We start from the raw sequence: 26,410 nt of genomic DNA, 5'->3' as shown, positions 1-26,410 counted from the left end.
TTCATCTAGGTTAGAGGACTAAAGGAGCGGGGGAGAGAAGAGTGAAAGGAAAGGTTTTCGTAATTGGCCTCGGACTAATTGGTGGATCGTTGGCCATGGCTATCCGCCATGCTCATCCTGACGCTGTAATTGTTGGTTATGATTTAAACGAAAAGAATTTACAACTAGCCACCTTATTAGGAATCATTGATGATTCCGTATCTTCTCTTGAAGCTGGCGCCTGTGGTGCCGATTTAATCTTAATGGCGGTCCCCGTCAATGAAACGGTCCGGACTTTAGCGGAATTAGCTCATCTGGACTTAAAAAGGGATGTCATCATATCGGATGCTGCAAGTACGAAAACAACCGTTGTGAATGCGGCCAGCAGCTTGATCAATAGAGGTTACACCTTCATAGGGGGCCATCCAATGGCTGGTTCCCACAAGAGTGGAGCGGGGGCAGCCAAATTGCACTTATTTGAGCACGCGTTCTATTTACTTACTCCAGAGGAACATGTCGAGGAAGAAAGAATAGAGCAGTTAAAACAATGGTTAAGTGGCACAAGAGCTAATTTTTTGGTAGTCTCACCTGATACCCACGACAGAATTACAGGAGTGATCAGTCATTTTCCACATATCATCGCCTCAGGCCTTGTCAGACAGGCGGAAGCATACAGTCAGGAGAATGAGCTGATTTCAAGGCTTGCTGCAGGAGGCTTTCGTGATATTACTAGAATAGCTTCCAGTAATCCCGAAATGTGGCGTGATATTTTATTACATAACCGTGAAGTGCTATTAGTGTTGATGAATGATTGGTTAAGGGAAATGGAATATATCAAAGAACTTGTAGCCAATGAAGATAGCGAAGAAATTTTTCGTTTCTTTACTGATGCCAAGGTATATAGGGATGACTTACCGAGCAATATGAAAGGTGCCATTCCGGCGTTTTATGATTTATATGTTGATATACCAGATTACTCAGGGGTCATTTCAGAGATTACTGGTTATTTGGCACAGGAAGGAATCAGTATAACGAATATACGAATCATCGAAACAAGGGAAGAAATATATGGCGTACTAGTAATCAGCTTCCAGACAGAGGAAGACCGTATTAAAGCTGCTGATTGTGTGGCGAGGCATACTGATTATGAAACGATTCTGGCATAAAATAATACATGGTGAAGGATGGTTGTATGAAGACAAAAAGGTTGCCAACGAACATTCAATCTTTGCGTGGAACGATCGCTGTACCGGGGGATAAGTCTATCTCCCATCGATCTATTATGTTTGGAGCGCTAGCTGAAGGGGTTACGGAGGTTACTAATTTTTTACCTGGTGCGGATTGCTTAAGTACAATCTCCTGTTTCAAGCAGCTTGGCGTGAGCATAGAACAAGAGGGTCAGCTAGTCCGTATAGAGGGGAAAGGATTCAATGGGTTGACTGAGCCTCGTGAAGTCCTGGATGTCGGAAATTCTGGAACTACGATTCGATTGATGCTAGGTATCTTGGCTGGACAAGACTTTTCTGCAGTCCTCGCTGGTGATTCCTCCATCGCTAAACGGCCGATGATAAGAGTGGTGAATCCCCTCCGTGAGATGGGAGCGCTCATAGACGGACGTAAAGACGGCGAATACACTCCCCTTTCCATAAGGGGAGGGCAATTACAAGGGGTTCGCTATCAATTGCCTGTAGCTAGTGCCCAGGTCAAATCTGCCATTATCCTTGCGGGGCTACAAGCTGAAGGAGAAACGATCATCGTGGAGCCGGAAGCGACACGAGACCATACTGAACGGATGATCCAACAATTTGGTGGAAAAATTGAAAAAGACGGTCAAACGATTAAAGTAAGTGGCAATCAGTTGTTCAAAGGAACTACAATACATGTGCCTGGCGATATTTCTTCGGCTGCATTCTTTATGGTAGCTGCAGCGATTACAAAAAATAGTGAAGTTGTTTTGAAAAACGTAGGCCTTAATCCCACAAGAACAGGCATTATTGAAGTGATGAAGGCAATGGGAGCGGATATAACGGTCGATTTACATTCTGGAGAAGGTGAACCCGCAGGAGACGTTACTGTACGGAGTTCCCAATTAAAAGGGACGACGATCAGTGGTGATTTGATTCCTCGTTTAATTGACGAGATTCCGGTCATTGCTCTCCTAGCCACTCAAGCGGAAGGTATTACCACAATCAAGGATGCTAGTGAGTTAAAGGTAAAAGAGACGAACCGGATAGACACGGTGGCCAATGAGCTTAAAATCCTGGGAGCGGATATAACGCCGACTGCAGATGGATTGATTATTAGTGGGCGTAAATCCCTTCAGGGAGGGACGGTCACGAGCCATGGAGATCACCGCATTGGAATGATGCTTGCAATAGCGGCATTAATTACTAATGGGGATGTTCAACTGGAAGACCCAGGAGCCATTGATGTTTCGTATCCGGAATTTTTTGACCATTTAACATACTTGATTAAGTGAATTGAAAAAAGTTTGCAGATATTTTGGTGCTGCAAACTTTTTTTATTTTTTTGTTTTTTGCTCCTATCCCTTTGTAAGCGTTGTCAAAATAACGTTTTATGAAATATAACGGTGGAGACTGATGATAAAGGTCCGATTAATCAAAAAGGAGATTCTCCTTTCCATGGAGAATTAGATAGTAACCTTTTTTTATGAAGAATGGGGGGAACTACATCAATGGAATTACCGGGCTGCAGTATGGTAAACTAAATATTACTGTTTTTACTAAACATCTTCACGATTCGTTTCATCCTTTTTATGATAGGAAAGTTGACGTTTTGCGTGATGTTGTTTGTCTAGAGACTAAGTTTATGCAAAAGGAAGGAAGCAGCTATGAATATAGTAGAACAAGTTATTCAGTATTTAAAAAAAGGGGAATTAACAGAAGCTCTTAAACATATAAATCGAATTAAATCATCAGAGTCGGCAGAGGACATCTTATTGTTGGCTGAGGAAATGTTCCAACTTGGGTTTGTCGAGGAAGCTAAGGATCTTTTTGAGCATCTACTGGCACTGTATCCAGACGAGGGCGAGTTGATTGTTTCTTTAGCAGAAATCCTTATCGATATGGATCAAGAAGATGAAGCCATGCTGATGCTTGAAAAAGTCAGCCCGGAAGATGAGGTCTATCCAAGTGCCCTATTACTAGAAGCAGACCTTTATCAATTACAGGGGATGAGCGAGGTCAGTGAAAGGAAATTGTTGCAGGCTAAGGAATTATTGCCGGATGAGATCATCATTGATTTTGCACTAGCTGAACTATTTTATCATCAAGGAAGAGACCAGGATGCCATTGCAAATTACATAAAGGTATTAGAACGGGAACATGAAATTGCAGGGGTGAACGTCAATCAGCGTCTTGCGGAAGCGTTGAGCAGTTCGGGGAAATTCGAGGAGGCCCTTCCTTATTTCGAGAAGGCCTTAGATGGTAGCGTCGAAATCAATACGCTATTTGAATACGCCTTTACTGCCTTCCAAGCTGGTCTATATGAAACTGCCGTGCGCAAGTTTATCGAACTGAAGGAAATAGACCATGAGTACCATTCCCTCTACCTATACTTAGCAAAAAGCTATGAACATCTAGAGGATCTTGATAAGGCTTTGAAAACAGTCAAGGAAGGCATCAAGGCAGATGAGTTCAATAAGGAACTATATTTCTTCGGTGGTAAAATCGCCTTGAAAAGCGGTTTGGAGGATGAAGCGGAAAACCTATTCAAAGAGGCTTTGGCAATCGATCCCGGCTACTTAGAAGCTGCCCTTACCCTACTGAAGCTCTATATGCATAATGAAAGGTATGAAGATATTTTAGAATGCATTGGTGAGGTAAGGAGATATGGCGAGGATGATCCACAGTTTGAATGGATAGCTGCTGTATGTTATCAAAAAACAGAGCAATATAAAGAGTCATTAACCAGCTATGGTAAAGCATATAATTCTTTCAGAGACAATCCGGATTTTCTGGAGGATTACGGTTTCTTTTTAATTGAAGAAGGAGACAGCGATACTGCTAGAGAAGTATTTAACAAGCTGCTCGTAATAAATCCGGCAAATGATGAATATGCGATGATTTTGGAACGTTTAGGTGAAAGTTCAGGGCTATAAAAAAAATAGTAAGACAGAGGAGGGAATTCATGGTGGCTACCCCTGTTTCTGTAAATGAGAAAAAGGATTTTATTCGGTGGTTTTTAAATCATTATCAACTTAAAAGAAGAGAATGTGTTTGGATTTTAAATTATCTAATGAGTCACGACCAATTAATGAAAAAGGTCCATTTTGTAGAGAATGCACAATATTGTCCCCGTGGTCTTATCATGTCTACCCATTGTGTGGAGGAAGTGCCTTTCAGATTTTATAAATCAAATATCATGACAACCGATGCAGAGAAATCTTTTCATGATATTCGATTGAATCGGGATGAGGATATCTATATCCAGCTAAATTTTAAATCAGCTTATTCGTCTTATCAATACGCCGCAGTATTGGAAAATAACCCGTTCATGCCAAAATCAACAGCCGCTAATGAAAAAGATCAGCTACTTGCTGAGCAGTTTTTAGAGAAGAGTATGCTTCATTTCGAGAGAGACCGAATACTCAAGGCAATCGATGAAGCGTTGGATAAACATGATGAACAAGCTTTTAAGGATTTAACGGAACAACTCAATCAACTAAAAGTACTGGGATAAATTGCAAAGACCTTTCCTGAAGCAGGAAAGGTTTTTTATTTTTATTTTTTTAAAAAATATGGTTAAAAACTACATTTTTATGAATACTAGGGGTATATGGTAAAGATATTACGATAAATGGTACAATGAAAAGGAGTTGATTCGATAAAGTGGGAGTGGAGTAAAGAATATGAAGTGGTCAGCAAAAGAATTGGATATGTATATCCATGCAAAAGAGTTTGTGGATACGGCACTAATACCATTGGTTCCCCTCTCTTTTGGAGAACAAATGAAACAGTCCGGTTCGAATAACGAATTCATTACTATTTTGAGTATGGAAATCGAAAAGCAAATGAAGGGCAGAATGCTTTTAATGCCAACATTTCACTACCTAAGTGATGAGGAGGACAAGCTTTCCATTCTAAAGCGTTGGTCTGAAAAACTGGAAGCAAACAACTTTAAGCATGTATTTTTCCTTACATCGGATATCGAGTGGAAAAAGAATGAATTGGAATTGGAGCATCATTTGGTTTGGATTCCTGCCATCCCGCTTGAAAATTTAGAAAATGCCCAAGCTAGGGCTATGATTAGCCAACAAGTCAATCAAATTCTAGACATATTTACTCATTACTGGAAAAGCTAATAAAATAAGGGTTTTTTTCATTTTTTGACACATAGTTGCCACCTTTTGGGTTTTACAAATATTGACCTTGGGAAATTATTGATATATCATGGAAATGTCCTAGTTTTATAGTGTTGCTATTTAGTGGTCCAATGGGCTCTCAATATAGTAATAGAGGGGGGGAAAACGCATGAGCAAACATAATGTTTCACGACGTCAATTCCTTAATTACACACTTACTGGCGTTGGTGGATTTATGGCGGCCGGTATGTTGATGCCTATGGTTAGGTTTGCAATTGATCCAGTACTATCAGCTGATAAAGGCGGGGATTACATTGCAACTAAGCAGAAGGTAAGCGAACTGACTACAGAACCAGTCCGAGTTGATTTTAGCTTTAAGCAGGTCGACGGGTGGTATGAGTCTGAAGAAACAAACACAGCTTGGGTTTATAAAACGGATGATGGGAAGTTAGTTGCACTATCTCCAATTTGTAAGCATTTAGGTTGTACGGTAGCGTGGAATACGGATAAATCTAATCCAAACCAGTTCTTCTGTCCTTGTCATTATGGCAGGTACACGAAAGATGGCATGAACGTGAAAGGGACACCACCGATTTCACCTTTGGATGTCTTTGACACGAAAGAAAAAGACGGAATTCTTTATTTAGGTCAACTAAAACCGCACGGGGAGGCGTAAACATTGCTAACAAAGTTATATGACTGGGTGGACGAGCGTTTAGACATTACGCCGTTATGGCGGGATATTGCTGACCATGAGGTTCCGGAACATGTTAACCCTGCGCATCATTTTTCTGCATTCGTATATTGTTTTGGTGGGTTAACTTTCTTTATCACGGTCATTCAAATTTTGTCAGGTATGTTCTTGACGATGTATTATGTACCCGATATCAAGAATGCTTGGGAATCGGTTTATTATTTACAAAACGAAGTGGCCTTCGGTCAAATTGTCCGTGGCATGCATCACTGGGGAGCAAGTCTAGTTATCGTTATGATGTTCTTACATACTCTTCGTGTCTTCTTCCAGGGAGCTTACAAAAAACCGCGCGAATTGAACTGGATGGTTGGCGTATTAATCTTCTTTATTATGCTGGCATTGGGTTTAACAGGATACTTATTACCATGGGATATGAAAGCGCTATTTGCAACAAAAGTTACACTGACCATTGTCGAATCGGTACCTTTAATGGGACCGGCACTTAAGACATTGATAGCAGGAGACCCAACAATCGTTGGTGCACAGACATTGACTCGATTCTTCGCGATTCATGTATTCTTCCTTCCTGCGGCATTATTTGCATTATTGGCGGCTCATTTCTTAATGATTCGTAAGCAAGGTATTTCAGGTCCACTATAAAAGAATATGGAACAAGAATCATAAAAACCTTTTCATAAAGGAGGGGATCATTCAATGCATCGTGGGAAAGGTATGAAATTCGTAGGCGACTCGCGTATTTCTGCGAACCGTAAACCGAATATTCCGAAAGATTATTCTGAATATCCTGGGAAAACTGAAGCATTTTGGCCGAATTTCCTTTTAAAGGAATGGATGGTCGGAGCAGTATTTTTAGTTGGCTATTTATGCTTGACAGTTGCACATCCGTCCCCATTGGAAAGGATAGCCGATCCGACAGATACAGCGTACATTCCGCTGCCTGACTGGTATTTTCTATTCCTTTACCAATTACTTAAGTATACCTATGCTTCAGGTCCGTACAATGCAATTGGAGCCATGGTTATACCAGGTTTAGCTTTTGGAGCATTGCTTCTGGCACCGTTTTTAGATCGCGGTCCTGAGCGTAGTCCAGCTAAACGCCCATTTGCTGTAGGGTTTATGTTATTAGCTATTGCTGGAGTGTTTTATTTAACATGGGAATCGGCGGCCCATCACGATTGGGAAGCTTCTAAAAAGCAGGGGGCCATCGTAGAAGGTGCTGACATCGATAAAGATAGCGATGGTTATAAGCTTATGGATTCAAGCGGATGTATAAGCTGTCATGGAGCAGAATTGACAGGTGGGGCAGGAGCACCTAGCTTGATTGACACCGGTTTAACTCCAGAAGAAGTTTCTAAAATTGCTGTCAAAGGTCAAGGGGCGATGCCAGCTGGTATGTTCAAAGGTTCTGATGAAGAATTGAAGACATTAGCTGAATTCGTTTCTGGTTTATCAGCAAAATAAATGAATTCAGGTAGCATTATTTCGCTACTGTTGAATAAAATGGCTGACAACTCCGTTGTCAGTCATTTTTATTGAATGGCAATTTAAAAGAAAAACTTGGATTTGGAGGATAGAATCTGTAATATGAATATATAGAGAATGCGAGGGAAAAGTGGATGAATGTGATTTATAGTTGGTTTGCGCATCGGCAAGTACTTGTTTTTTTGTTAATAGTGAATGTATTCGGAACGGCATATGGATATTATTGGTATGGTTATCAATTAGCTGAAACACCTGCTATCTTTTTACCATTTGTACCTGATAGCCCAACGGCTTCTTTGTTTTTTTCACTTGTATTAGTAGGATTTCTACTCAAGAAAAACTTTGGTTTCATGGAAGCCTTGGCAATCATGACTTTATTCAAATATGGTATTTGGGCCGTTGTGATGAACGTACTCACTTTATTGACGACCGGCACATTGCCAATAGAAGGCTATATGTTAATGGCATCCCATTTAGGGATGGCAATTCAGGGGATATTATACGCACCATTTTACAGAATAAAACCTTGGCATTTAATTGTGGCCGGAATCTGGACCATACATAATGATATAATCGATTACGTTTTTAAGATGATGCCCAGCTATCGTGATTTATTTGAGTATATGGATATGATCGGTTATTTCACGTTTTGGCTCAGTATATTGTCCATTTTCGTTGCTTGGTATTTCGGATACAGAAAAGGGAGATTTACGCTTTCTTTCATAAAGTAAAAATGACCTTGTTCATAATTAAATGGGCAAGGTTATTTTTTTATCATGAACATGGTCTACTCATGTTTTTTTGCTCATATCGTTTTAGTAGAGATATGAGGAGGGACGAGTATCATGTTGAAAAAATTCATCTTAACCACTGCCCTTTTATTTTCCGTCTTGAATTTCCCTGTTTATGCACAATCCTCTTCAAATTTGGAGAAGTTGGACAACATTTCGGATAAAGCTCTCGAAATGGCCAAGTTGAAGCGATATGATGATTCAGAAAAGATGCTGACATTTTTTTCTGATCAGTTTATAAAAAAGACTGCAATAGAGCAAATTCTTGATATGGACGAACTTCGAATCATTACCGTTGCTCATAATGAAGCATTGATGACGATAAAGGATAGTAGTAAGGGAGATTCCGAAAAGATTAATTCCGTCACTAAGTTTAGACTTGTAATGGATGCAGTTAAGTCTACGCATCAACCCCTCTGGACTGAAATGGAAGATCAAATGATGAATTCTTTTAGACAAACGAAAGACGCGGCAACCAATCAAGATGCCATCACTTTTAATGATCAATTGAACTTATTCCTCTCGCAATATGAAATGATTTATCCCAGTTTAAAAGTGGACGTTTCCAGGGAAACAATTCAACAGTTGGATACCCGAATTCAGTATATGGATCAATATCGTCCTGAAGTGATTAGGAAAGGTGGAAATCAAAAAGAAATGGAAGACCTGCAGGATGAATTGACGGCTGTCTTTGAGGAAATGGGAGAAGACGATTCAGACCCCTCCTTATGGTGGGTGATCATTTCAACGGGCAGTATAATAATTATGACGCTATCCTATGTAGGTTGGAGAAAATATAAGGGAGATCGTGAAAAGCCAACCAAGGAACGTAATGATTGAAAGGCGCTACCCTGAAGAACACTATATTTGACATGACCGTCCCGTATCCATAGAATAAAAGTAATTATAGTTCTTAGGAGGAAACCATGTATTTCATTTATTTGGCGATTATCATCTTAATCCCGATTTATGCACAAATGAAAGTGAAGAGTACGTATAAAAAGTACTCTCAAGTGCCTGCTTCATCAGGTATGAATGGTGCAGAGACTGCTAGGGCCATTCTCGACCAAAATGGTCTCTACAATGTAAGAGTCGAAGAAACACCAGGCATGCTATCCGATCATTACGATCCAAGAGATAAGACAGTACGCTTATCCACAGATAACTATCATGGACATTCAGTTGCTGGTGTAGCTGTTGCAGCCCATGAAGTTGGACATGCGATACAAGATAAGGAAGCTTATGCATTCTTGCGGATTCGTCATGCGTTAGTCCCAGTCGCAAACTTTGGTTCGAATATTTCCTGGATTTTAATTTTAGTCGGTATGTTTGCGAACATACCAGCTTTATTATTAGCGGGTATCGTATTCATGGCTGCAGCTGTATTATTTCAGGTAGTCACTCTGCCAGTTGAGTTTAATGCTTCCTCACGGGCAATGGATCAACTTGTTTCCGTTGGAGTCATCCGAAATGATGAAGAGAGAGAAACGAAAAAAGTGTTAAGTGCTGCCGCGATGACCTATGTAGCTGCTGCTCTTGTAGCTGTACTCGAATTAGTTCGCCTTCTGCTTATGTACACAGGTATGAGGGAAGAAGATTAAGAAAAGGCATGATTTCATATTGAAATCATGCCTTTTTCAATCTCTACATTCACGTACGAACTACAGGGATATTTCAAGGATCATCCGAAAGCGTTATCGTATTATTGGATTTTTGTTTTCATCTAACGTAAAACCTTCTCCTAGAACGTCATGTACTTCACTGACAGACACAAAAGCATGGGGGTCGACTGACGTTATAGCACTTTTTAATCGGACAAGTTCATTTTTGGCAACGACACAATATAGAATTTCACGATTGTTTTTTGTGAATGAACCATAGCCTTTCAAGACGGTTACCCCCCGATCCATGTCATGCATGATCCTTTCAGCAATTTCTTCATTTTTCTCACTGATAATCATGGCTCCTCTTGCAGCGTAGGCACCTTCTTGCATAAAGTCGATGACGCGCGCCCCTATGAATACGGCTACGAGGGTATACATCGCTTCTCGATAATCCAAATAAGTTAAAATGGAAAGACCAATGACGACCGCATCGAATATAAACATGGTACGCCCCATCCCCATCCCTAAATAACGATGAGCAAATTGGGCAATAATATCAACTCCGCCCGTCGTTCCGCCATACCGGAATATGATGCCCAGGCCAACACCGACAAAGACCCCTGCAAACAAGGCAACCAGCATTAAATCTTGGCCAAGATTTATTTCAAACTGATACCTTTCAAAAATCCAAAGCCAAGCCGATAAACCGACAGTGCCAACGATTGTATAAAAAAAAGAAGTTCGGCCCAAGTATTTCCAACCAACGAAGAAAAGGGGAATATTTAATATCAAATTGGAATATGACGGATTTAAACCAATGAGTTGATATATAATCAAGGTAAGACCAGTGAACCCGCCTTCTGCCAAGTTATTTTGCATATTGAAATGGACAAGGCCGAATGCAAAAATTCCAGCTCCAATTAGGATGAACAGGATGTTTTTCACTTTTAAACCGTTTAGCATGTCTAGAGACCCCCAAAACATATGTATTCAAGTAATTTACTTATTATAACCAATTAACCATTTGTGAGCAATTAATTACGGTGGGCGTATCGGTTGTCATCTCTTGCACTTTTAGCTAACATGGAGTAGAAATAAATATTTGTAATCGAATATCAAGAATGGGTGACAAAATGGAACAGAAAACGATTCAACAAATGCAAGCTGAGGTCGATCAATACATAGGACAATTTAAAGAAGGATATTTTAGCCCATTGGCCATGCTTGCACGCATGTCAGAGGAGCTCGGTGAACTTGCAAGAGAAGTCAATCATTACTATGGCGAAAAACCTAAAAAATTGACTGAAAAAGAAAATACAGTTGAAGAGGAATTGGGGGATATGTTGTTCGTAATGATCTGTTTTGCTAATTCCCTTGGCATTGATCTACAAAAATCGCATGATATGGTCATGCATAAATTTACAACCCGGGATAAAGACAGATGGACAAAAAAAGATGAGAACGTAGGGGGAATGAAGGATGAGTGAAGTGAGAGTGATTGTTGCGGGGCCGCGTGGCAGAATGGGAAATGAAGCGGTGAAATTGGTACATCGCACAGATGGATTTCAATTAGCCGCTGTTATAGATCGTAAGTTTAATGGAGAGAACTTATCTACTATCGAGGGGTTCAATGGCATTGAAGCACCAGTGTATTCAGATATTAATGAATGCTTTTCCAAGGTGGAAGCAGATGTATTGATTGATTTAACAACACCGGAAGTTGGGATGTACCATACAGAAACAGCCTTGAACCATGGTATTCGCCCTGTTGTAGGTACGACAGGTTTTTCTAAATCGGATTTAGAGAAACTGGATTCTTTGACTAAGGAAAAAGGCATTGGGTGTATCATCGCACCCAATTTTGCGATTGGCGCAATCTTGATGATGAAGTTTTCACAAATGGCAGCCAAATACTTTCCGGATGTTGAAATTATTGAAATGCATCATGATCAAAAATTGGATGCACCTTCCGGAACTGCCTCAAAAACGGCAGATATGATAGCGGCAGTCCGCGAAACAAAAGAACAAGGGCATCCAAACGAGAAAGAGACGATTCAAGGGGCTCGAGGAGCCAAGATCGATGGCATGCATATCCACAGTGTACGCCTTCCAGGACTTGTTGCCCATCAACAGGTACTATTCGGGAGCGATGGGGAACTCTTGACGGTACGCCATGATTCATTTAACCGTGCATCATTCATGACAGGAGTAAAGCTTGCTGTGGAAACAGTCATGAAACTCGATGTACTTGTTTATGGCTTGGAAAATATTATCGAGTAGGGATTAAGGAGGCGTATGATGAAGATTGCTTTAATTGCTCATGATAAGAAAAAGGAAGATATCATTCAATTCGTAATGGCCTATAAAGATGTGTTTCAACAACATGAACTATTTGCGACTGGTACAACGGGGCAAAGGATTATAGATGAAGTATCTTTGCCAATCCATCGTTTCCATTCTGGACCACTTGGAGGAGACCAAGAAATCGGGGCGATGATAGCTAGAGGGGAAATGGATATGGTGCTATTCTTTCGTGATCCTTTAACTTCCCAACCCCATGAACCGGATGTATCAGCACTTATCCGCCTATCTGATGTCTATGAAATCCCGCTGGCAACGAATATGGGAACAGCGGAGGTCCTTATTCAAGGACTTAAACATGGATATATGGACTGGCTCAAACTTAGAGAAAAACAAGGTGAGATAAATGACAAACAAAAATAATATAGATATCCTGGCATTCGGGGCCCACGCAGACGATGTAGAAATCGGGATGGGGGGCACGATAGCTAAATATGCACAGCAAGGTAAAAAAATTGTTATTTGTGATTTGACCAAGGCTGAAATGTCATCCAATGGGACTGTCCCATTAAGGATTAAGGAAGCATCAAAGGCGGCGGAAATCCTCGGGGTCGATAGAATCTCCCTAGACCTTCCTGACCGTGGGCTTTATATGAAAGAAGAATACATACAGAAAGTAATAGCGGTTATCCGACAGTATAAGCCCAAACTTGTCTTTGCACCTTTTCTTGAAGATCGCCATCCTGACCATGGAAACTGTGCAAAGTTAGTTGAAGAAGCAGTTTTTTCTGCTGGTGTGAGAAAATATATGGAGAATGCTGGATTGGAAGCACACCGTGTCAAAAATATGTATTATTACATGATAAATGGTTTTCATAAGCCTGATTTTGTCATTGACATTTCCTCTACGATATCAAAGAAACTTGACAGCCTTAGAGCTTACGAAAGTCAGTTTGAGCAGAAGGATACCACAGTGGATACTCCGCTTGTTAACGGTTATATCGAAACAGTCGAAGCACGTGAGCGGATGTTCGGTAAAGAAGTGGGTGTAGATTATGCGGAAGGGTTCATGTCAAAAAAACCATTTTTGGTCGAAATCGATTTGTTAGGGGAAAATTAATCATATGAAATTAAAAATCGGAATTACCTGCTACCCGACTGTAGGTGGGTCAGGTGTCGTGGCTACCGAGTTGGGCAAAATGTTTGCGGAAAAGGGGCATGAAATTCATTTTATTTCTTCAAGTCTCCCGTTTCGGTTAAATAAGATGTACCATAATATTTATTATCATCAAGTGGAAGTGAATTCGTATTCCGTTTTTCAATATCCTCCTTATGATTTGGCACTTGCAAGCAAGATAGCCGAGGTTGTTAAACGGGAAGAACTTGATATTTTACATGTTCATTATGCGATACCTCACGCGGTTTGTGCAATTCTGGCTAAGCAGATGTCAGGTAATAAAGTGAAAATCGTCACAACGCTTCATGGAACGGACATCACGGTATTGGGTCATGACCCATCATTATCTAATTTAATCAAATTCGGTATAGAAAATTCGGATGTCGTCACAGGCGTCTCTCATTCACTCGTCAAGCAAACACATGAGTTGATTGCTCCGGATAAGGAAATTCAAACCATTTATAACTTTATTGATGAACGCGATTATCATAAAACCGACTCAGGATATTTACGGGACGAATACGGATTTGAGAAGAATGAAAAAGTCATCATCCACGTTTCTAATTTCCGGACGGTTAAACGGGTACAAGATGTGGTCCGTGCCTTCTATTTAACGCAAAAAAAGGTGCCAGCCAAGCTTTTACTTGTCGGGGATGGACCTGAAGTGACTACTGTATTGAAGTTGGCGGAAGATCTGGGCATCAGCGATAAGGTTCTATTCTTGGGCAAGCAGGATAACCTGGCAGAATTATATTCAATCAGTGATTTAATTTTATTGTTGTCCCAAAAAGAAAGCTTTGGGCTTGTACTGTTAGAAGCGATGGCTTGTGGAGTTCCTTGCATCGGAACGAATGTCGGCGGGATACCTGAAGTCATTGTTGACGGAGAAACGGGTTACATATGTGAATTAGGAGACGTCGAAATGATCTCTCAAAAAGCGATCAAACTATTAAGTGATCCCACCTTACATGAACAGTTCTCAAAAGCTGCTTTGGATCGTGCCAATACTGAGTTCCACTCAGATACGATCATGAAAGAATATGAAGAAATCTATATGCAGGTGCTTGGGACCAATTCATTGGAGTAGTGAGGAGGAGACATAGTTGGATCGGTTATTTATAGAAGCGGTACCCATTCTTGAAAGAATTGAAGAAGCGGGGTTCGAAGCTTATTTTGTTGGTGGATCGGTCAGGGACTATATTCTCGGCAGGCCCATTAATGACGTGGATATCGCAACCTCCGCTACACCTTTGGAAGTTAAAGGGATATTCCCAAAAACGGCGGATGTGGGAATCGAACATGGAACTGTATTAGTGATACTGGAGTCAGGGACATATGAAATTACTACTTTTCGAACAGAGAGTGGATACACGGATTATCGTAGGCCTGATTCAGTAAAATTCGTCCGTTCTTTGACTGAGGATCTACAAAGAAGAGATTTTACGATAAATGCAATCGCTATGGACAAATCCGGGGTCATCTTCGACCCATACAAGGGCCAACTTGACCTTTTTCAAAAAAAGATAACGACTGTTGGTAACCCACATGATCGTTTTGCCGAAGATGGTCTTAGGATGATGCGAGCATTGAGGTTCGTCAGTCAGCTGAATTTTCAACTTGATGAAGAAACATTCCAATCCTTAAAGGAGAACGGGCCTATTTTACGGGAGATTGCCGTTGAAAGAATTCTTGTAGAATTTGAAAAGCTATTAGCCGGCGACAATCGGATAAAGGCACTAAGTCTTTTACTGGATAGTGGATTATATCAGTTTCTTCCCCAATTTGCTGGTCAAAAGGAAAAATTGGAAAAGGTATTGCTTCTCCCCATTCATCAATTGACAGTGCCTGAGTTATGGGCGGTCGTCCTCATCCAGGCAGATATGGAGGATATTGAGAAAGTTTTGAGAGCATGGAAGCTTCCTTTAAAATCGATCAGGAATATCCAACGTATTATACAATTAGTTGAAAAGGAACCTGGATTTGAAGATTCCACTTTTGATGTATTCCAGGCAGGTCATTTCGAATCCGTTCAGGCAGCCAAAGTTAAGGCAATTCTCGAAGGCAGAAATGTATTGGACGCAGAAAATTCCATGTCTATCATGTACGAAAACCTTCTTCTAAAGAGTATGTCTGACCTTGATGTCACTGGAGAGGACTTATTGTCATGGCATAAAGAAAAACCGGGTCCTTGGGTTAGAAAATACTTGGAACTGATTTTGGCAGCTGTATTGAATTCGGAAATAAAAAATGAAAAAGCTGAAATTAAGGAGTGGCTTATGACATGCAATCTGATTTAAGGACTAAACTGATGCAAGCCCTCTCTAAAGCGAATGGAACATTTATTTCAGGACAGGAAATTGCTGAGTATATTGGCTGTTCCCGTACCGCCGTTTGGAAACATATAGAGGATTTGCGCGGTGAAGGATATATGGTTGAAGCAGTCCGGAAGAAAGGGTACCGCATTGTATCGGCTCCAGAAAAAGTATCGAAAAGTGAAATTCAATTCGGGCTGGAGACGAAAGCCCTTGGAAAGATGATCCATTATCAGGAATCCGTTGAATCGACACAAAAAATTGCCCACCAGCTGGCTAACGAAGGGGCGGAGGAAGGCACCCTTGTGATAGCCGAGGAACAAGTTTCAGGAAAAGGAAGGCTCATGAGATCTTGGCATTCTCCAAAATTCAGCGGAATTTGGATGAGTCTGATCTTACGTCCAAAAATCCCTCTTCATCAGGCGCCGCAGTTAACCTTGTTGGCTGCAGTTGCTGTAGCACAGGCAATCGAGGATGTTACAGAACTTCAACCTCAGATCAAATGGCCAAATGACCTACTTATTAATCGTAAAAAAGTTACGGGAATCTTAACGGAAATGCAGGCTGAGTCGGATAGGATACATTCCGTCATCATCGGGATCGGAATGAATATCAACCAACAAAAAGAAGACTTTCCAGAGGACCTTCAGGAGAAAGCTTCTTCTCTTTCAATAGAAAGTGGAGTGAAGATTTCAAGGGCCAAGGTCATCCAAAGAGTCCTGCTTCGTCTAGAAGATCTGTATACACTTTATTTACAAGAAGGTTTCATGCCAATTAAGCTCCTGTGGGAGAGTTATGCAATCAGTTTAGGGCAAATTCTTAAAGCAAGTACCGTTAATGATACAATTGTGGGCAAGGCACTTGGAATCACGGATGCTGGCGTTCTTCTTCTCGAAGATGATCAAGGGACCATCCATTCTATTTATTCTGCAGATATAGAAATTCAGTAGATTTTTGTAGAATATAAGAAAAATAAATAGAATAATCGAATGTGGCTTGATATAATTCAAGTGGGCAGTATCGTGATAGAACTGCACCCCAATAACACAAAAATATTTGAAAATCTGCCTTGATCCAAATGATTGGACGGGGACGGAGGGATGAAACTTCTAAAGATACCAAAGAGATCGACTAAAAGGAAAGTACTTTGAACGTTGATGATAAAGGCCATCTGTTTGGCCATTTTTATCATCACGAACTAGGGACTCTATTTAGTCGGTCTTTTTTGTACAGCGAATGTCTAGACACCAGTTTTTAAAACACTGATGTTTTCATCTCCTCTAATAAAGGAGGAAACGTAATGAAGTTGATGTCCGGTGATTTTTTGAAAATGAAACAAAAAGGTGAAAAAATTGTCATGCTGACCGCCTATGATTATCCATCGGCAAAGTTAGCCGAGCAATCAGGGGTTGATATGATTTTGGTCGGGGATTCGTTAGGTATGGTGGTTCTAGGTTACGACTCCACCATTCCAGTGACTGTTGAAGACATGATTCACCATACAAAAGCGGTGAAACGAGGGGCTACTGATACATTTGTCGTAACGGATATGCCTTTCATGAGCTATCATCTATCTTTGGATGAAACGCTCAAGAATGCAGCTCGCATTATGCAGGAAGGCCATGCCGATGCTGTAAAGGTTGAAGGGGCGGACGATGTGGTCGAAAAGATTTCTGCTTTGACGAAGGCAGGAATTCCGGTAGTCGCACACCTAGGATTGACACCCCAATCTGTAGGCGTGCTCGGAGGATATAAGGTTCAAGGAAAAGATGCCGAAGCTGCCCAAAAGCTAATGGAAGATGCAAGGAAATGCGAAGCGGCTGGGGCTCTGGCCATTGTTTTTGAGTGTGTACCTTATCAAGTGGGAGAGCGTATTACTAAAGACCTTACAATCCCGACGATTGGAATTGGAGCTGGAGCCGAAACGGATGGACAAGTATTGGTTTTCCATGATCTCATTACGTATGGGGTTGAACGGGTTGCAAAATTTGTCAAGGTATATGGAAATGCCAATGAATTAATTGGAAACTCAATTGAAAGTTATGTGAAAGAAGTAAAATCAAGCGATTTTCCGACGAGAGATCATTCTTTTACGATGAAGGAAGAACAACTTCATGCGCTTTACGGAGGAGAAAAATGAAAACTTTTACATCAGCAATAGAATTGCAGAAAGTACTCCGTCATGACAGAAACAATAAAAAAAGTGTAGGCTATGTTGCAACCATGGGATACTTACACGAAGGGCATGCCTCCCTTATAGAAAATGCCCGCAGAGAGAATGATATCGTAGTTTTAAGTATTTTCGTCAACCCGTTGCAGTTTGGACCCAATGAGGATTTTGCGTCTTATCCCCGTGATTTGGACCGGGATGAAAATCTGGCAGTCAATGCGGGCGTCGATTATCTTTTCTATCCGACCGTGGATGAAATGTATGGTGAAAATCCATCAGTCAAAGTCGTTGTTCAAAACCGCACCGATTGTTTATGTGGTAGAAAGCGACCCGGCCATTTTGATGGCGTAGCAACTGTCGTGACGAAGTTTTTTAATATCATCCTCCCTGATAGGGCGTATTTCGGGATGAAGGATGCCCAGCAGGTCGCAATAATCGACGGGTTGATACAGGACCTCAATTTCCCCATTGAGCTAGTGGCCGTTGATATAGTACGTGAGGAAGATGGTTTGGCAAGGAGCTCACGGAATGTCTTCCTGCTTGAGGATGAGCGTCATGAAGCAAAAGAACTGTACCAAAGTTTATTGAAGGCGAAAGATGCCATTATTTCTGGGGAAAGAAACCCTCAAAAGGTGATAGCTCTCGTCGAGGAGCATATCGAAGCCCGGACAAAAGGCAAAATTGACTATGTTGAAATTTATCAATATCCGGAACTGAAGCTACTTGATGTCCTGAATGGAAATATTATCATTGCTGTGGCCGTTAAGTTCAGACATGCAAGACTCATTGATAATATTATAGTAACGCTATAAAACGAATTCGAATAGTAGGGGGAACGATCATGTTTCGGACAATGATGAATGGGAAAATCCATCGGGCAAGGGTGACTGAAGCCAATTTGAATTATGTGGGAAGCATCACGATAGATGAAGATATTATTGATGCAGTGGGCATCGTGCCCAATGAGAAAGTGGCGATTGTCAACAATAATAATGGTGCTCGACTGGAAACATATGTGATAGCGGGAGAACGTGGAAGTGGGGTTGTCTGCTTAAATGGAGCAGCAGCAAGATTAGTCCAGCCTGATGATATTGTCATTATCATTTCTTATGTGATGGTGGCTGAAGAAAGGGTGAGTGATCACCAACCTAAAGTGGCAATCATGAATGAAAGGAACCAAATCATTGAATTGATTTCACACGAACCTGCAGCGACAATCTTGTAAGCAAAGAGGGCGGCTCAACATCTATATGTTGAGCATGCCCCTTTTTTATGCAACCAGACTCCTGAACCTATGTCCATCTGGCAATCGGAGTGTTTCCTTTATTCTGTGTAGTATGGTATAAAAAAGGTATAAAGAATTCCATCAGCTAGTGGAGAAAGTGAAGTTTGAGGTGTACAATTCATGACACAACGATATGTAGTGGTTGACTTAGAAACAACAGGGAATTCACCCAAAAAAGGGGATAGGATCATTCAGTTTGCTGGTGTGGTCATTGAAAATGATCAGATTGTTGATACCTATTCAACATTCATCCATCCTGGGCAGGAAATATCCCTTTTCATTGAAGAATTGACAGGGATAAGTAATGAGACCGTAAAGGATGCGCCAGATTTTGAAGATGTCGCGGAAAAAATTGCCCATCTTATAGAAGGGGCTTGCTTTGTTGCCCATAATGTATTATTTGATTTATCTTTTCTACAGGAAGAATTGGTAAGGTGCGGATTTGAGCCCTTTTATGGTTCTACGCTTGATACGGTAGAATTGGCGAAAATCATGAAACCGACTTCCGATGGATATAAATTGCATCAGCTGGCCAAAGAGGAAAATTTAGACCATTCGAGGCCACATCAAGCGGATAGCGATGCATATGCTACCGCTTTACTATTGTTAGAATTGAAAAAAAAGCTGTTGGACCTACCATTGATGACACTTAAGCAATTATACCGGCTATCTTTTTCCTTACAGAGCGAGGTTTCCGAATTAATAGATGCTTGCATTGCGAGCAAACTTACAAAAGCCGAGGTCCGTTTACCAGGTATTACGACATTTAGAGGACTGGCATTTAAAAAAGTAACCGATGATAGTGAGCATATTGAACAAGAAACAGAATTCCCACTCGATGACGAGGGGAAAATAGCCATGCTTCAAAATGCATACCCCGCTTTTGAAGCAAGAGATGGACAGCTTAGCATGATGAACTTAATTCATGATTCCTTCGAATCCCGACAGCATGCGATAATTGAAGCTGGCACGGGAATTGGAAAATCATTGGGTTATTTACTGCCGGCCGTATATTTTGCCAAGAAACATCATGAACCTGTCGTCGTTTCGACATATACTCTTCAGTTGCAGGATCAGCTCCTTCAAAATGAAGTACCTAAACTGAAGAAGATCCTTCCTTTTTCCTTTCAAGCCGTTTTGCTAAAAGGAAGAAGCAATTACCTGAGCCTGGCAAAGTTTGAGCGGGCATTGCGAGAAAAAGAAGATAATTATGAAACTGCTTTAACGAAAATGCAGATATTGGTCTGGTTGACGGAAACGGCAACAGGGGATAAAGATGAATTGAATCTTACTAGTGGTGGACAATTGTTTTGGAACAGGCTTCAAAGTGATGGTCTTACATATGTAGGTTTGAAAAAACCCTGGATTGAACTGGACTTCTTTGAACGGGCCAAGAAAACAGCCGCAAAAGCAGATATTATCATTACAAACCATTCCTTTTTAATGAGTGACCTCCTTACAGAAGACGCCCTTATTCCCAAAGAAGGGTATTTAGTCTTGGATGAGGCCCATCACTTGGAACAGGCGGCTTCCACACAACTTGGTAGGAGGCTCCATTATATTTCAGTAAAGACCATGCTAAACAGGCTAGGGACCTTCGATCAAAAGCAGTTATTTTATAGACTTGAAAAATTGCTTTCGAACAATGGATGGTCGGATGGCAGTCCAACCTATACATTTGATCAAAAGCTAAGTGACTTTTCATATGAATTCGATCAACTTTTTTATTTCTTGTCCAATCAAGCAGAAAAACTCTCACGGTCTATAGGTCCGAAGCGAATTGCCTTTAAAATAGAAGACCCTTCCTGGAAACAGGCGATACTTATAGCGGAACGGTTAGTGGATCTATCAGGTTCAATGATCATGGAACTTGAGAGGCGATTGCATCGTTTAATGGATAATGAATCATCTTTAGGGAAAAATGCCTTGTTTTACCTGAATGATATCGAAGTGTTGCTTGGACATCTTCAGGATACAAGAGATTCCTTGCATGAATGTTTCATTAAGCCTCATGAAGAAAATATTTATTGGCTTGATTATACAAAAGCGGCGCCACAGCACGGTGTTACGTTGACGGTTCAACCGATATCAGGAAGCAAATGGTTGTGGGACTCTTACTTTGGACGTCAGAAGAGTGTAGTCATGACATCTGCTACGTTAGCCGTGAAACATTCCTTCCAGTATTTCAAGGCACAGCTTGGTTTGGAAAAAGAATTGATACAGACGGCCATCTACCCTTCACCATTCCCTTATAAGGACTTGGTAAAAGTGTTGGTGCCGAATGATATCCCCGATATAAACTGTTTAACAGTGGATGAGTTTTCCGAGAATGCAGCTAACCATATAATTGTTGCTGCCCAGGCTGCCAAGGGCAGGATGATGGTTTTATTTACTTCACATGAGATGTTGCGTGCCACATATTATGCCATAAAAGATTCCGAGGTCTTGGATGATTTCACTTTGTTTGCACAGGGGATTTCTGGTGGAAGCAGGATGAGGTTGTTAAGGAATTTCCAAAATTTCGAGAAAGCAGTGCTCTTCGGGACGACGAGCCTATGGGAAGGTGTCGATATACCAGGAGAAGATCTATCATGTCTGGTCATTGTCAGGCTTCCTTTTTCACCTCCCGATGAGCCGGTTACGGCTGCAAAATGTCAGCTACTCGAAAAACAGGGGAAGAACGCCTTTTCGGCATATTCCTTACCTGAAGCACTGTTAAGGTTCCGTCAGGGATTCGGTAGGTTAATCCGTACGCCAGAGGATCGGGGTTTGCTGATCGTATTGGATCGACGTGTTATCACGGCTAAATATGGGCATGAGTTTAAAAAATCGATTCCCCCTATCGATTGGAAAAATGTCTCCATCAGAGAAATGGCGGATTTGATAGAAGAGTGGATTTAATGACTCTTCTATTCTTTTCCTATTATAGGTGGAATTTTGCGAAATAATGAAGAAAAATAACCTATGAACTGGTATAATGTGAAAGGTAGTTATGCCTTCAAATTCCATACATACCAGTGGTTGTTGACAATTTTTAGTTAAAATGGAGGAGCATTTTCATGGAGAGCAAAATTGAAGTGATCTCGACAGTCAGGCTGCAAAATTCACCTGATTTGTATAAGATTGTGGATTCTTTGAATCGAACGTTGAAAAAGGACGATTTGATGTTCGGGCTGGCATTGGATTCACAAGATCAAGAAAAAGCGATATTTACTATTTATCGTACATAGAAAGAGGGAAAGCGGCTTTGAAAAAATGGTTGGTTATTGCTTCTATCCTAGTCCTTTGTTTTATCGGTTTTGTCAGCGGAGCATACATTAAAGCATTACAGCATAAAAAAGAAGCTGGTAATGAGGCTTTTGAAAAGGCAAAGAAAGCAGGCGGAATTGATACCAAGGATGAGTTTTACCTTTATAATGGTCAAACCTCATATTCTGTTATCATTGGCAAGACGAAAAATGGAAGTAAAAAAATCGTCTGGATTCCTGAGGACGAGAAGAAAAAAATAGTTGTGAGGAATTTTAAAGACGGTAAGACAAAAAAAGAAATTTTAAACATAGTGAATGATAAGCTAAAACCTGAAGAAATCATATCTGTTAAGCTTGGTATGGAAAAGGATGTTCCCCTTTGGGAGGTAACATATCTCGACGATTCTGAACGGTATAATTATGATTATTACGATTTCAAAACAGGGGAATGGCTTAAGTATTATCGAAGTATATAGAATGGAGGATTTTACTACTATGAAATTAGCTAATCGGGTTCAGTCATTAACACCCTCAACAACACTGGCAATCACAGCAAAAGCAAAAGAACTCAAAGCACAAGGTCTTGATATTATTGGCTTAGGGGCCGGCGAACCTGACTACAATACTCCTCAACATATTATCGATGCAGCCATGCAATCCATGAATGAAGGACAAACCAAATACACGCCTTCTGCTGGGCTTCCAAAACTGAAAGCCGCGATTGCAGCAAAGTTAAAACGTGATCAAGGCCTAGAGTATAAGCCTTCTGAAATTATTGTCGGATCTGGTGCAAAACATGCGCTTTATACATTGTTCCAAGCGATTTTGGATGAAGAAGATGAAGTAATTGTTCCTATACCATATTGGGTAAGCTACCCAGAGCAGATTAAGCTTGCTGGCGGAAAACCCGTGTATGTTGTTGGCTCTGAAGAAAACCAGTATAAGATCACAAAGGAACAACTCGAAGAATCCATCACTGATAAAACGAAAGCGGTCATCATTAACTCTCCAAGCAACCCGACTGGCATGCTCTATTCTAAAGATGAGTTAGAAGCCATCGGTAAAGTTTGCCTAGATCATGATATTTTAATCATCTCGGACGAAATCTATGAAAAATTGGTATATGGAACTGCAAAACATATATCGATTGCAGAAATTTCTCCTGAATTGAAAAAGCAAACGATCATCATCAACGGGGTTTCTAAATCACATTCCATGACAGGATGGAGAATTGGTTATGCAGCAGGTGATGAGGCCGTCATTAAGGCCATGACAAACCTAGCTAGCCATAGTACATCCAATCCTACTACCACGGCTCAATATGGCGCAATTGCTGCATATGATGGCCCACAGGAACCGGTAGAGGAAATGCGTCAAGCATTTGAAAGTAGATTGGATACGATTTATGGAAAATTAGTAGATATACCGGGAGTAAGCTGCATTAAACCGCAGGGGGCATTTTATTTGTTCCCGAATGTGAAACGTGCAATTGAATTAACAGGGTTCAGCAATGTCGAAGAGTTTACTACCGCATTATTAGAAGAAGCTCAAGTGGCCGTCATCCCAGGTTCAGGATTCGGGGCTCCGGATAACATCAGATTATCCTACGCAACCTCTTTGGACCTACTTGAAGCAGCCGTTGAAAGAATTCATACATTCGTTAAAGCGAAAATGGCGTAGTATTTGAAAAGCCTACAGGTCCCCTATTTTGTTTAGGGGATTTGTAGGCTTTTTTATATCTTCCCTATTTTTTATATGGATAAAAGATTATGAGCAGTAAAGTAGACATTTATAGTAGATTAGCTGAATAATTTGCTTGTAATGAGCCCTATAGGTATAATAAATAGAGTAAATTTCTTAGTAGTTAAGTTATATTTGGAGGGAAATTCGGTGAAAATTACAATAAAAGATGCTAGCAAATTTGTCGATCAAGAAGTGACAATTGGAGGCTGGCTTGCTAATAAGCGTTCTAGTGGTAAAATTGCTTTCCTTCAAATCCGCGATGGCTCTGGTTTCATCCAAGGGGTAGTCGTGAAGGCTGATGTAGGAGAAGACCTTTTCTCTACTGCAAAGTCGGTATCACAAGAATCTTCCATGTATGTTACGGGAGTCATTCAGAAGGATGAGCGTTCACCTTTTGGTTATGAGCTACAGGTGAACAATATTGAAATCATTCATGATTCAGTTGATTACCCAATCACTCCGAAAGCTCATGGACCAGAATTCTTAATGGATAATCGTCATCTATGGCTTCGTTCGAAGCGTCAACATGCGGTTATGAAAATCCGTAATGAAATCATTCGTGCTACATATGAATTCTTCAATGATGAAGGTTTTGTCAAAGTGGACCCGCCGATTTTAACTGGTAGCGCACCAGAGGGAACGAGTGAGTTGTTTGCGACAAAATATTTTGATGAGGATGCCTATCTATCACAAAGCGGTCAGCTTTATATGGAAGCTGCAGCCATGGCATTAGGAAAAGTATTTTCTTTCGGTCCGACTTTCCGGGCAGAGAAATCTAAGACCAGAAGGCATTTAATCGAATTTTGGATGATTGAACCGGAAATGGCTTTCGTGGAATTCAAAGAAAACCTAGAAGTCCAGGAACAATTTGTCACAGCCGTCATTCAGTCTGTTCTGAAGAATTGTCAGCTAGAATTGAATACACTTGGCCGTGACACGACAAAGCTTGAACAAATCAAGGCTCCGTTCCCGCGGATCACTTACGATGAAGCTATCAAGTTCCTTCACGAACAAGGGTTTGAAGATATTCAATGGGGAGACGATTTCGGCTCTCCACATGAAACGGCAATTGCTGAAAGCTATGATAAGCCGGTCTTCATTACACACTATCCTACTAAAATTAAACCGTTCTATATGCAACCAGATCCAAACCGGGAAGAAGTCGTCTTATGTGCCGACTTGATCGCACCAGAGGGATATGGTGAGATAATCGGTGGATCGGAAAGAATCCATGATCAGGAGCTTCTTGAACAGCGCATTGCTGAACATGGTTTGAGTGAAGATGCTTATAAATGGTATATGGAATTAAGGAAATATGGATCTGTCCCACATTCTGGATTTGGCCTTGGCTTAGAACGGACAGTGGCATGGATTAGCGGTGTTGAACATGTCCGTGAAACTATTCCTTTCCCACGTCTTTTAAATCGCTTATATCCTTGATTTGTAAAAAAAACGGTTATTTAGCCATACTGGGCGAATAACCGTTTTTTTCTATTAATTCTGTTAAAATTATAAGCTTATTCGTATCACATTTTTCATGTTATACTAATTTAGAGGTGTCCAAAACATGAATAAAGAACATTTATATGCTTGGTTTAAGGAAGGAACGATAACGATTCCATCCTTTTTGTTGACTCACTATAAGACAATGGGGTTGAATGAGCAAGAGATGGTTCTACTACTCCAATTGCAGAATTTTATCGATGGAGATAATCCATTTCCAGCGCCGTCTCAACTTTCCGACCGAATGACATTACAGGAATCCGAATGCCTATTTTTAATACAACGTTTAGTTCAAAGAGGATTCGTCCAGATGGTCGTTGAAAATAATCAGGAAATTGGTCAGGAAAAGTATTCGCTCGATCCACTATATGAGAAAATGATGGACTGTTTCTTGAAGTCTTTGAAACAGGCTGAATCTGCCGAGGTACAGAAGGCAGGGGAGAGCCTGTATACAATATTTGAACAGGAGTTCGGGCGTCCATTATCTCCTTTTGAATGTGAAACCCTGGCAATGTGGATGGAGGATGACCATCAACCAGATATCATCAAAGCGGCTTTAAGGGAGGCTGTCATTTCAGGGAAATTGAATTTCCGTTATATAGACCGAATTTTATTCGAGTGGAAAAAGAATGGGATTAAAACCTTGGAACAAGCAAGGGAACAAGGACAAAAATTTAGAGTCCATCAAAAAAGGGACCGTAAAATAGAACCGACACAACCACTGAAAGATGTACCCTTTTATAATTGGCTCGAACAGTAATGTGAATTAAAGGAGAA

28 protein-coding genes are annotated in these 26,410 nt (G+C 40.8%); 27 read left to right on the top strand and 1 reads right to left on the bottom strand.

Annotated features, from left to right (window positions below):
• Window positions 1-41 precede the first annotated feature (41 nt).
• The 11 genes from ACQKIC_RS14645 to ACQKIC_RS14595 all read left to right on the top strand — a co-directional run bounded on the left by ACQKIC_RS14645 (window position 42) and on the right by ACQKIC_RS14595 (window position 9,891).
• A complete protein-coding gene (locus ACQKIC_RS14645; RefSeq protein ID WP_427591743.1) occupies window positions 42-1,145 on the top strand; it encodes a prephenate dehydrogenase in 1,104 nt (367 codons plus the stop codon).
• A 26-nt stretch (window positions 1,146-1,171) separates the two neighbouring features.
• Complete coding sequence (aroA, locus tag ACQKIC_RS14640) at window positions 1,172-2,458, top strand: 3-phosphoshikimate 1-carboxyvinyltransferase (protein ID WP_427591744.1); 1,287 nt, start codon at window positions 1,172-1,174, stop codon at window positions 2,456-2,458.
• 372 nt (window positions 2,459-2,830) lie between these two features.
• Window positions 2,831-4,099: a tetratricopeptide repeat protein gene (locus tag ACQKIC_RS14635; RefSeq protein ID WP_427591745.1), complete on the top strand. Its 1,269-nt coding sequence runs from the start codon at window positions 2,831-2,833 to the stop codon at window positions 4,097-4,099.
• A 29-nt stretch (window positions 4,100-4,128) separates the two neighbouring features.
• A complete protein-coding gene (locus tag ACQKIC_RS14630) occupies window positions 4,129-4,680 on the top strand; it encodes a ReoY family proteolytic degradation factor (protein ID WP_402869153.1) in 552 nt (183 codons plus the stop codon).
• A 169-nt stretch (window positions 4,681-4,849) separates the two neighbouring features.
• A complete protein-coding gene (locus tag ACQKIC_RS14625) occupies window positions 4,850-5,302 on the top strand; it encodes a YpiF family protein (RefSeq protein WP_402869151.1) in 453 nt (150 codons plus the stop codon).
• Between the two features lie 169 nt (window positions 5,303-5,471).
• Window positions 5,472-5,978, top strand: a complete 507-nt coding sequence (locus ACQKIC_RS14620; RefSeq protein WP_402869149.1) for a ubiquinol-cytochrome c reductase iron-sulfur subunit — start codon at window positions 5,472-5,474, stop codon at window positions 5,976-5,978.
• Between the two features lie 3 nt (window positions 5,979-5,981).
• Window positions 5,982-6,656, top strand: coding sequence for a menaquinol-cytochrome c reductase cytochrome b subunit (gene qcrB / locus ACQKIC_RS14615; protein ID WP_034307974.1), 675 nt, complete (start codon window positions 5,982-5,984; stop codon window positions 6,654-6,656).
• A gap of 54 nt (window positions 6,657-6,710) precedes the next feature.
• Entirely contained in the window at window positions 6,711-7,478 is a 768-nt protein-coding gene (locus ACQKIC_RS14610) for a menaquinol-cytochrome c reductase cytochrome b/c subunit (protein WP_402869148.1), read from the top strand.
• Window positions 7,479-7,633: 155 nt separating this feature from the next.
• On the top strand, window positions 7,634-8,230 hold the full coding sequence (locus tag ACQKIC_RS14605) for a DUF1405 domain-containing protein (RefSeq protein ID WP_427591746.1): 597 nt from the start codon (window positions 7,634-7,636) through the stop codon (window positions 8,228-8,230).
• Between the two features lie 114 nt (window positions 8,231-8,344).
• Window positions 8,345-9,130 (top strand): sporulation protein YpjB, encoded by a 786-nt coding sequence (gene ypjB / locus ACQKIC_RS14600; protein WP_427591747.1) that lies wholly within the window; start codon window positions 8,345-8,347, stop codon window positions 9,128-9,130.
• Window positions 9,131-9,216: 86 nt separating this feature from the next.
• Window positions 9,217-9,891 carry a zinc metallopeptidase gene (locus ACQKIC_RS14595; protein WP_402956706.1) on the top strand — a complete coding sequence of 225 codons (675 nt, stop codon included), beginning with the start codon at window positions 9,217-9,219 and terminating at the stop codon, window positions 9,889-9,891.
• Between the two features lie 93 nt (window positions 9,892-9,984).
• On the opposite strand, the gene ACQKIC_RS14590 is transcribed toward ACQKIC_RS14595, so the two are convergent.
• Entirely contained in the window at window positions 9,985-10,857 is an 873-nt protein-coding gene (locus ACQKIC_RS14590) for a YitT family protein (RefSeq protein WP_402869141.1), read from the bottom strand.
• A gap of 170 nt (window positions 10,858-11,027) precedes the next feature.
• Here ACQKIC_RS14590 and ACQKIC_RS14585 point away from each other — a divergent pair, with 170 nt between their 5' ends.
• The 16 genes from ACQKIC_RS14585 (at window position 11,028) to ACQKIC_RS14510 (ending at window position 26,393) form a co-directional block, all read left to right on the top strand.
• Window positions 11,028-11,381 carry a nucleotide pyrophosphohydrolase gene (locus tag ACQKIC_RS14585; RefSeq protein WP_402956708.1) on the top strand — a complete coding sequence of 118 codons (354 nt, stop codon included), beginning with the start codon at window positions 11,028-11,030 and terminating at the stop codon, window positions 11,379-11,381.
• Window positions 11,374-12,174 carry a 4-hydroxy-tetrahydrodipicolinate reductase gene (gene dapB / locus ACQKIC_RS14580; protein WP_402869139.1) on the top strand — a complete coding sequence of 267 codons (801 nt, stop codon included), beginning with the start codon at window positions 11,374-11,376 and terminating at the stop codon, window positions 12,172-12,174. The genes ACQKIC_RS14585 and dapB overlap by 8 nt, the downstream gene beginning before the upstream one ends.
• 18 nt (window positions 12,175-12,192) lie before the next feature.
• Complete coding sequence (locus ACQKIC_RS14575; protein WP_402869137.1) at window positions 12,193-12,618, top strand: methylglyoxal synthase; 426 nt, start codon at window positions 12,193-12,195, stop codon at window positions 12,616-12,618.
• Complete coding sequence (gene bshB1 / locus ACQKIC_RS14570; protein WP_407407133.1) at window positions 12,602-13,315, top strand: bacillithiol biosynthesis deacetylase BshB1; 714 nt, start codon at window positions 12,602-12,604, stop codon at window positions 13,313-13,315. The genes ACQKIC_RS14575 and bshB1 overlap by 17 nt, the downstream gene beginning before the upstream one ends.
• 4 nt (window positions 13,316-13,319) lie before the next feature.
• Complete coding sequence (bshA, locus tag ACQKIC_RS14565; protein ID WP_402956712.1) at window positions 13,320-14,459, top strand: N-acetyl-alpha-D-glucosaminyl L-malate synthase BshA; 1,140 nt, start codon at window positions 13,320-13,322, stop codon at window positions 14,457-14,459.
• 16 nt (window positions 14,460-14,475) lie between these two features.
• Window positions 14,476-15,669, top strand: a complete 1,194-nt coding sequence (locus ACQKIC_RS14560) for a CCA tRNA nucleotidyltransferase (RefSeq protein WP_427591748.1) — start codon at window positions 14,476-14,478, stop codon at window positions 15,667-15,669.
• On the top strand, window positions 15,654-16,634 hold the full coding sequence (locus ACQKIC_RS14555) for a biotin--[acetyl-CoA-carboxylase] ligase (protein ID WP_427591749.1): 981 nt from the start codon (window positions 15,654-15,656) through the stop codon (window positions 16,632-16,634). Before ACQKIC_RS14560 ends, ACQKIC_RS14555 begins: the two co-directional genes overlap by 16 nt.
• A gap of 359 nt (window positions 16,635-16,993) precedes the next feature.
• Window positions 16,994-17,824, top strand: a complete 831-nt coding sequence (panB, locus tag ACQKIC_RS14550) for a 3-methyl-2-oxobutanoate hydroxymethyltransferase (RefSeq protein WP_427591789.1) — start codon at window positions 16,994-16,996, stop codon at window positions 17,822-17,824.
• Window positions 17,821-18,666 carry a pantoate--beta-alanine ligase gene (panC, locus tag ACQKIC_RS14545; RefSeq protein ID WP_427591750.1) on the top strand — a complete coding sequence of 282 codons (846 nt, stop codon included), beginning with the start codon at window positions 17,821-17,823 and terminating at the stop codon, window positions 18,664-18,666. The genes panB and panC overlap by 4 nt, the downstream gene beginning before the upstream one ends.
• A 29-nt stretch (window positions 18,667-18,695) precedes the next feature.
• A complete protein-coding gene (panD, locus tag ACQKIC_RS14540; RefSeq protein ID WP_402869126.1) occupies window positions 18,696-19,079 on the top strand; it encodes an aspartate 1-decarboxylase in 384 nt (127 codons plus the stop codon).
• 180 nt (window positions 19,080-19,259) lie between these two features.
• A complete protein-coding gene (gene dinG / locus ACQKIC_RS14535) occupies window positions 19,260-22,040 on the top strand; it encodes an ATP-dependent DNA helicase DinG (RefSeq protein WP_427591751.1) in 2,781 nt (926 codons plus the stop codon).
• Between the two features lie 158 nt (window positions 22,041-22,198).
• Window positions 22,199-22,369 carry a YpmA family protein gene (locus tag ACQKIC_RS14530; protein WP_214772022.1) on the top strand — a complete coding sequence of 57 codons (171 nt, stop codon included), beginning with the start codon at window positions 22,199-22,201 and terminating at the stop codon, window positions 22,367-22,369.
• 17 nt (window positions 22,370-22,386) lie between these two features.
• Entirely contained in the window at window positions 22,387-22,863 is a 477-nt protein-coding gene (locus ACQKIC_RS14525; RefSeq protein WP_402869121.1) for a DUF5590 domain-containing protein, read from the top strand.
• Window positions 22,864-22,882: 19 nt separating this feature from the next.
• Complete coding sequence (locus tag ACQKIC_RS14520) at window positions 22,883-24,067, top strand: pyridoxal phosphate-dependent aminotransferase (RefSeq protein ID WP_402869119.1); 1,185 nt, start codon at window positions 22,883-22,885, stop codon at window positions 24,065-24,067.
• A 210-nt stretch (window positions 24,068-24,277) separates the two neighbouring features.
• Window positions 24,278-25,570, top strand: a complete 1,293-nt coding sequence (asnS, locus tag ACQKIC_RS14515) for an asparagine--tRNA ligase (RefSeq protein ID WP_402956726.1) — start codon at window positions 24,278-24,280, stop codon at window positions 25,568-25,570.
• A 127-nt stretch (window positions 25,571-25,697) separates the two neighbouring features.
• Window positions 25,698-26,393 (top strand): DnaD domain-containing protein, encoded by a 696-nt coding sequence (locus tag ACQKIC_RS14510; RefSeq protein ID WP_402869116.1) that lies wholly within the window; start codon window positions 25,698-25,700, stop codon window positions 26,391-26,393.
• Window positions 26,394-26,410 lie beyond the last annotated feature (17 nt).

Origin of the sequence: Peribacillus sp. NPDC046944, assembly GCF_050272735.1 — a bacterium.
Taxonomy (GTDB): domain Bacteria; phylum Bacillota; class Bacilli; order Bacillales; family DSM-1321; genus Peribacillus.
This window is presented reverse-complemented; position numbering and strand designations above follow the sequence as displayed.

Excerpts from the sequence above, each read along its gene's own strand:
- aroA (WP_427591744.1), top strand. The coding sequence starts at position 1,172 with ATGAAGACAAAAAGGTTGCCAACGAACATTCAATCTTTGCGTGGAACG.
- ACQKIC_RS14635 (WP_427591745.1), top strand. The coding sequence starts at position 2,831 with ATGAATATAGTAGAACAAGTTATTCAGTATTTAAAAAAAGGGGAATTA.
- ACQKIC_RS14630 (WP_402869153.1), top strand. The coding sequence starts at position 4,129 with ATGGTGGCTACCCCTGTTTCTGTAAATGAGAAAAAGGATTTTATTCGG.
- ACQKIC_RS14625 (WP_402869151.1), top strand. The coding sequence starts at position 4,850 with ATGAAGTGGTCAGCAAAAGAATTGGATATGTATATCCATGCAAAAGAG.
- ACQKIC_RS14620 (WP_402869149.1), top strand. The coding sequence starts at position 5,472 with ATGAGCAAACATAATGTTTCACGACGTCAATTCCTTAATTACACACTT.
- ACQKIC_RS14610 (WP_402869148.1), top strand. The coding sequence starts at position 6,711 with ATGCATCGTGGGAAAGGTATGAAATTCGTAGGCGACTCGCGTATTTCT.
- ACQKIC_RS14605 (WP_427591746.1), top strand. The coding sequence starts at position 7,634 with ATGAATGTGATTTATAGTTGGTTTGCGCATCGGCAAGTACTTGTTTTT.
- ypjB (WP_427591747.1), top strand. The coding sequence starts at position 8,345 with ATGTTGAAAAAATTCATCTTAACCACTGCCCTTTTATTTTCCGTCTTG.
- ACQKIC_RS14595 (WP_402956706.1), top strand. The coding sequence starts at position 9,217 with ATGTATTTCATTTATTTGGCGATTATCATCTTAATCCCGATTTATGCA.
- ACQKIC_RS14590 (WP_402869141.1), bottom strand. The coding sequence starts at position 10,857 with ATGCTAAACGGTTTAAAAGTGAAAAACATCCTGTTCATCCTAATTGGA.
- ACQKIC_RS14585 (WP_402956708.1), top strand. The coding sequence starts at position 11,028 with ATGGAACAGAAAACGATTCAACAAATGCAAGCTGAGGTCGATCAATAC.
- dapB (WP_402869139.1), top strand. The coding sequence starts at position 11,374 with ATGAGTGAAGTGAGAGTGATTGTTGCGGGGCCGCGTGGCAGAATGGGA.
- ACQKIC_RS14575 (WP_402869137.1), top strand. The coding sequence starts at position 12,193 with ATGAAGATTGCTTTAATTGCTCATGATAAGAAAAAGGAAGATATCATT.
- bshB1 (WP_407407133.1), top strand. The coding sequence starts at position 12,602 with ATGACAAACAAAAATAATATAGATATCCTGGCATTCGGGGCCCACGCA.
- bshA (WP_402956712.1), top strand. The coding sequence starts at position 13,320 with ATGAAATTAAAAATCGGAATTACCTGCTACCCGACTGTAGGTGGGTCA.
- ACQKIC_RS14555 (WP_427591749.1), top strand. The coding sequence starts at position 15,654 with ATGCAATCTGATTTAAGGACTAAACTGATGCAAGCCCTCTCTAAAGCG.
- panB (WP_427591789.1), top strand. The coding sequence starts at position 16,994 with ATGTCCGGTGATTTTTTGAAAATGAAACAAAAAGGTGAAAAAATTGTC.
- panC (WP_427591750.1), top strand. The coding sequence starts at position 17,821 with ATGAAAACTTTTACATCAGCAATAGAATTGCAGAAAGTACTCCGTCAT.
- panD (WP_402869126.1), top strand. The coding sequence starts at position 18,696 with ATGTTTCGGACAATGATGAATGGGAAAATCCATCGGGCAAGGGTGACT.
- dinG (WP_427591751.1), top strand. The coding sequence starts at position 19,260 with ATGACACAACGATATGTAGTGGTTGACTTAGAAACAACAGGGAATTCA.
- ACQKIC_RS14530 (WP_214772022.1), top strand. The coding sequence starts at position 22,199 with ATGGAGAGCAAAATTGAAGTGATCTCGACAGTCAGGCTGCAAAATTCA.
- ACQKIC_RS14520 (WP_402869119.1), top strand. The coding sequence starts at position 22,883 with ATGAAATTAGCTAATCGGGTTCAGTCATTAACACCCTCAACAACACTG.
- ACQKIC_RS14510 (WP_402869116.1), top strand. The coding sequence starts at position 25,698 with ATGAATAAAGAACATTTATATGCTTGGTTTAAGGAAGGAACGATAACG.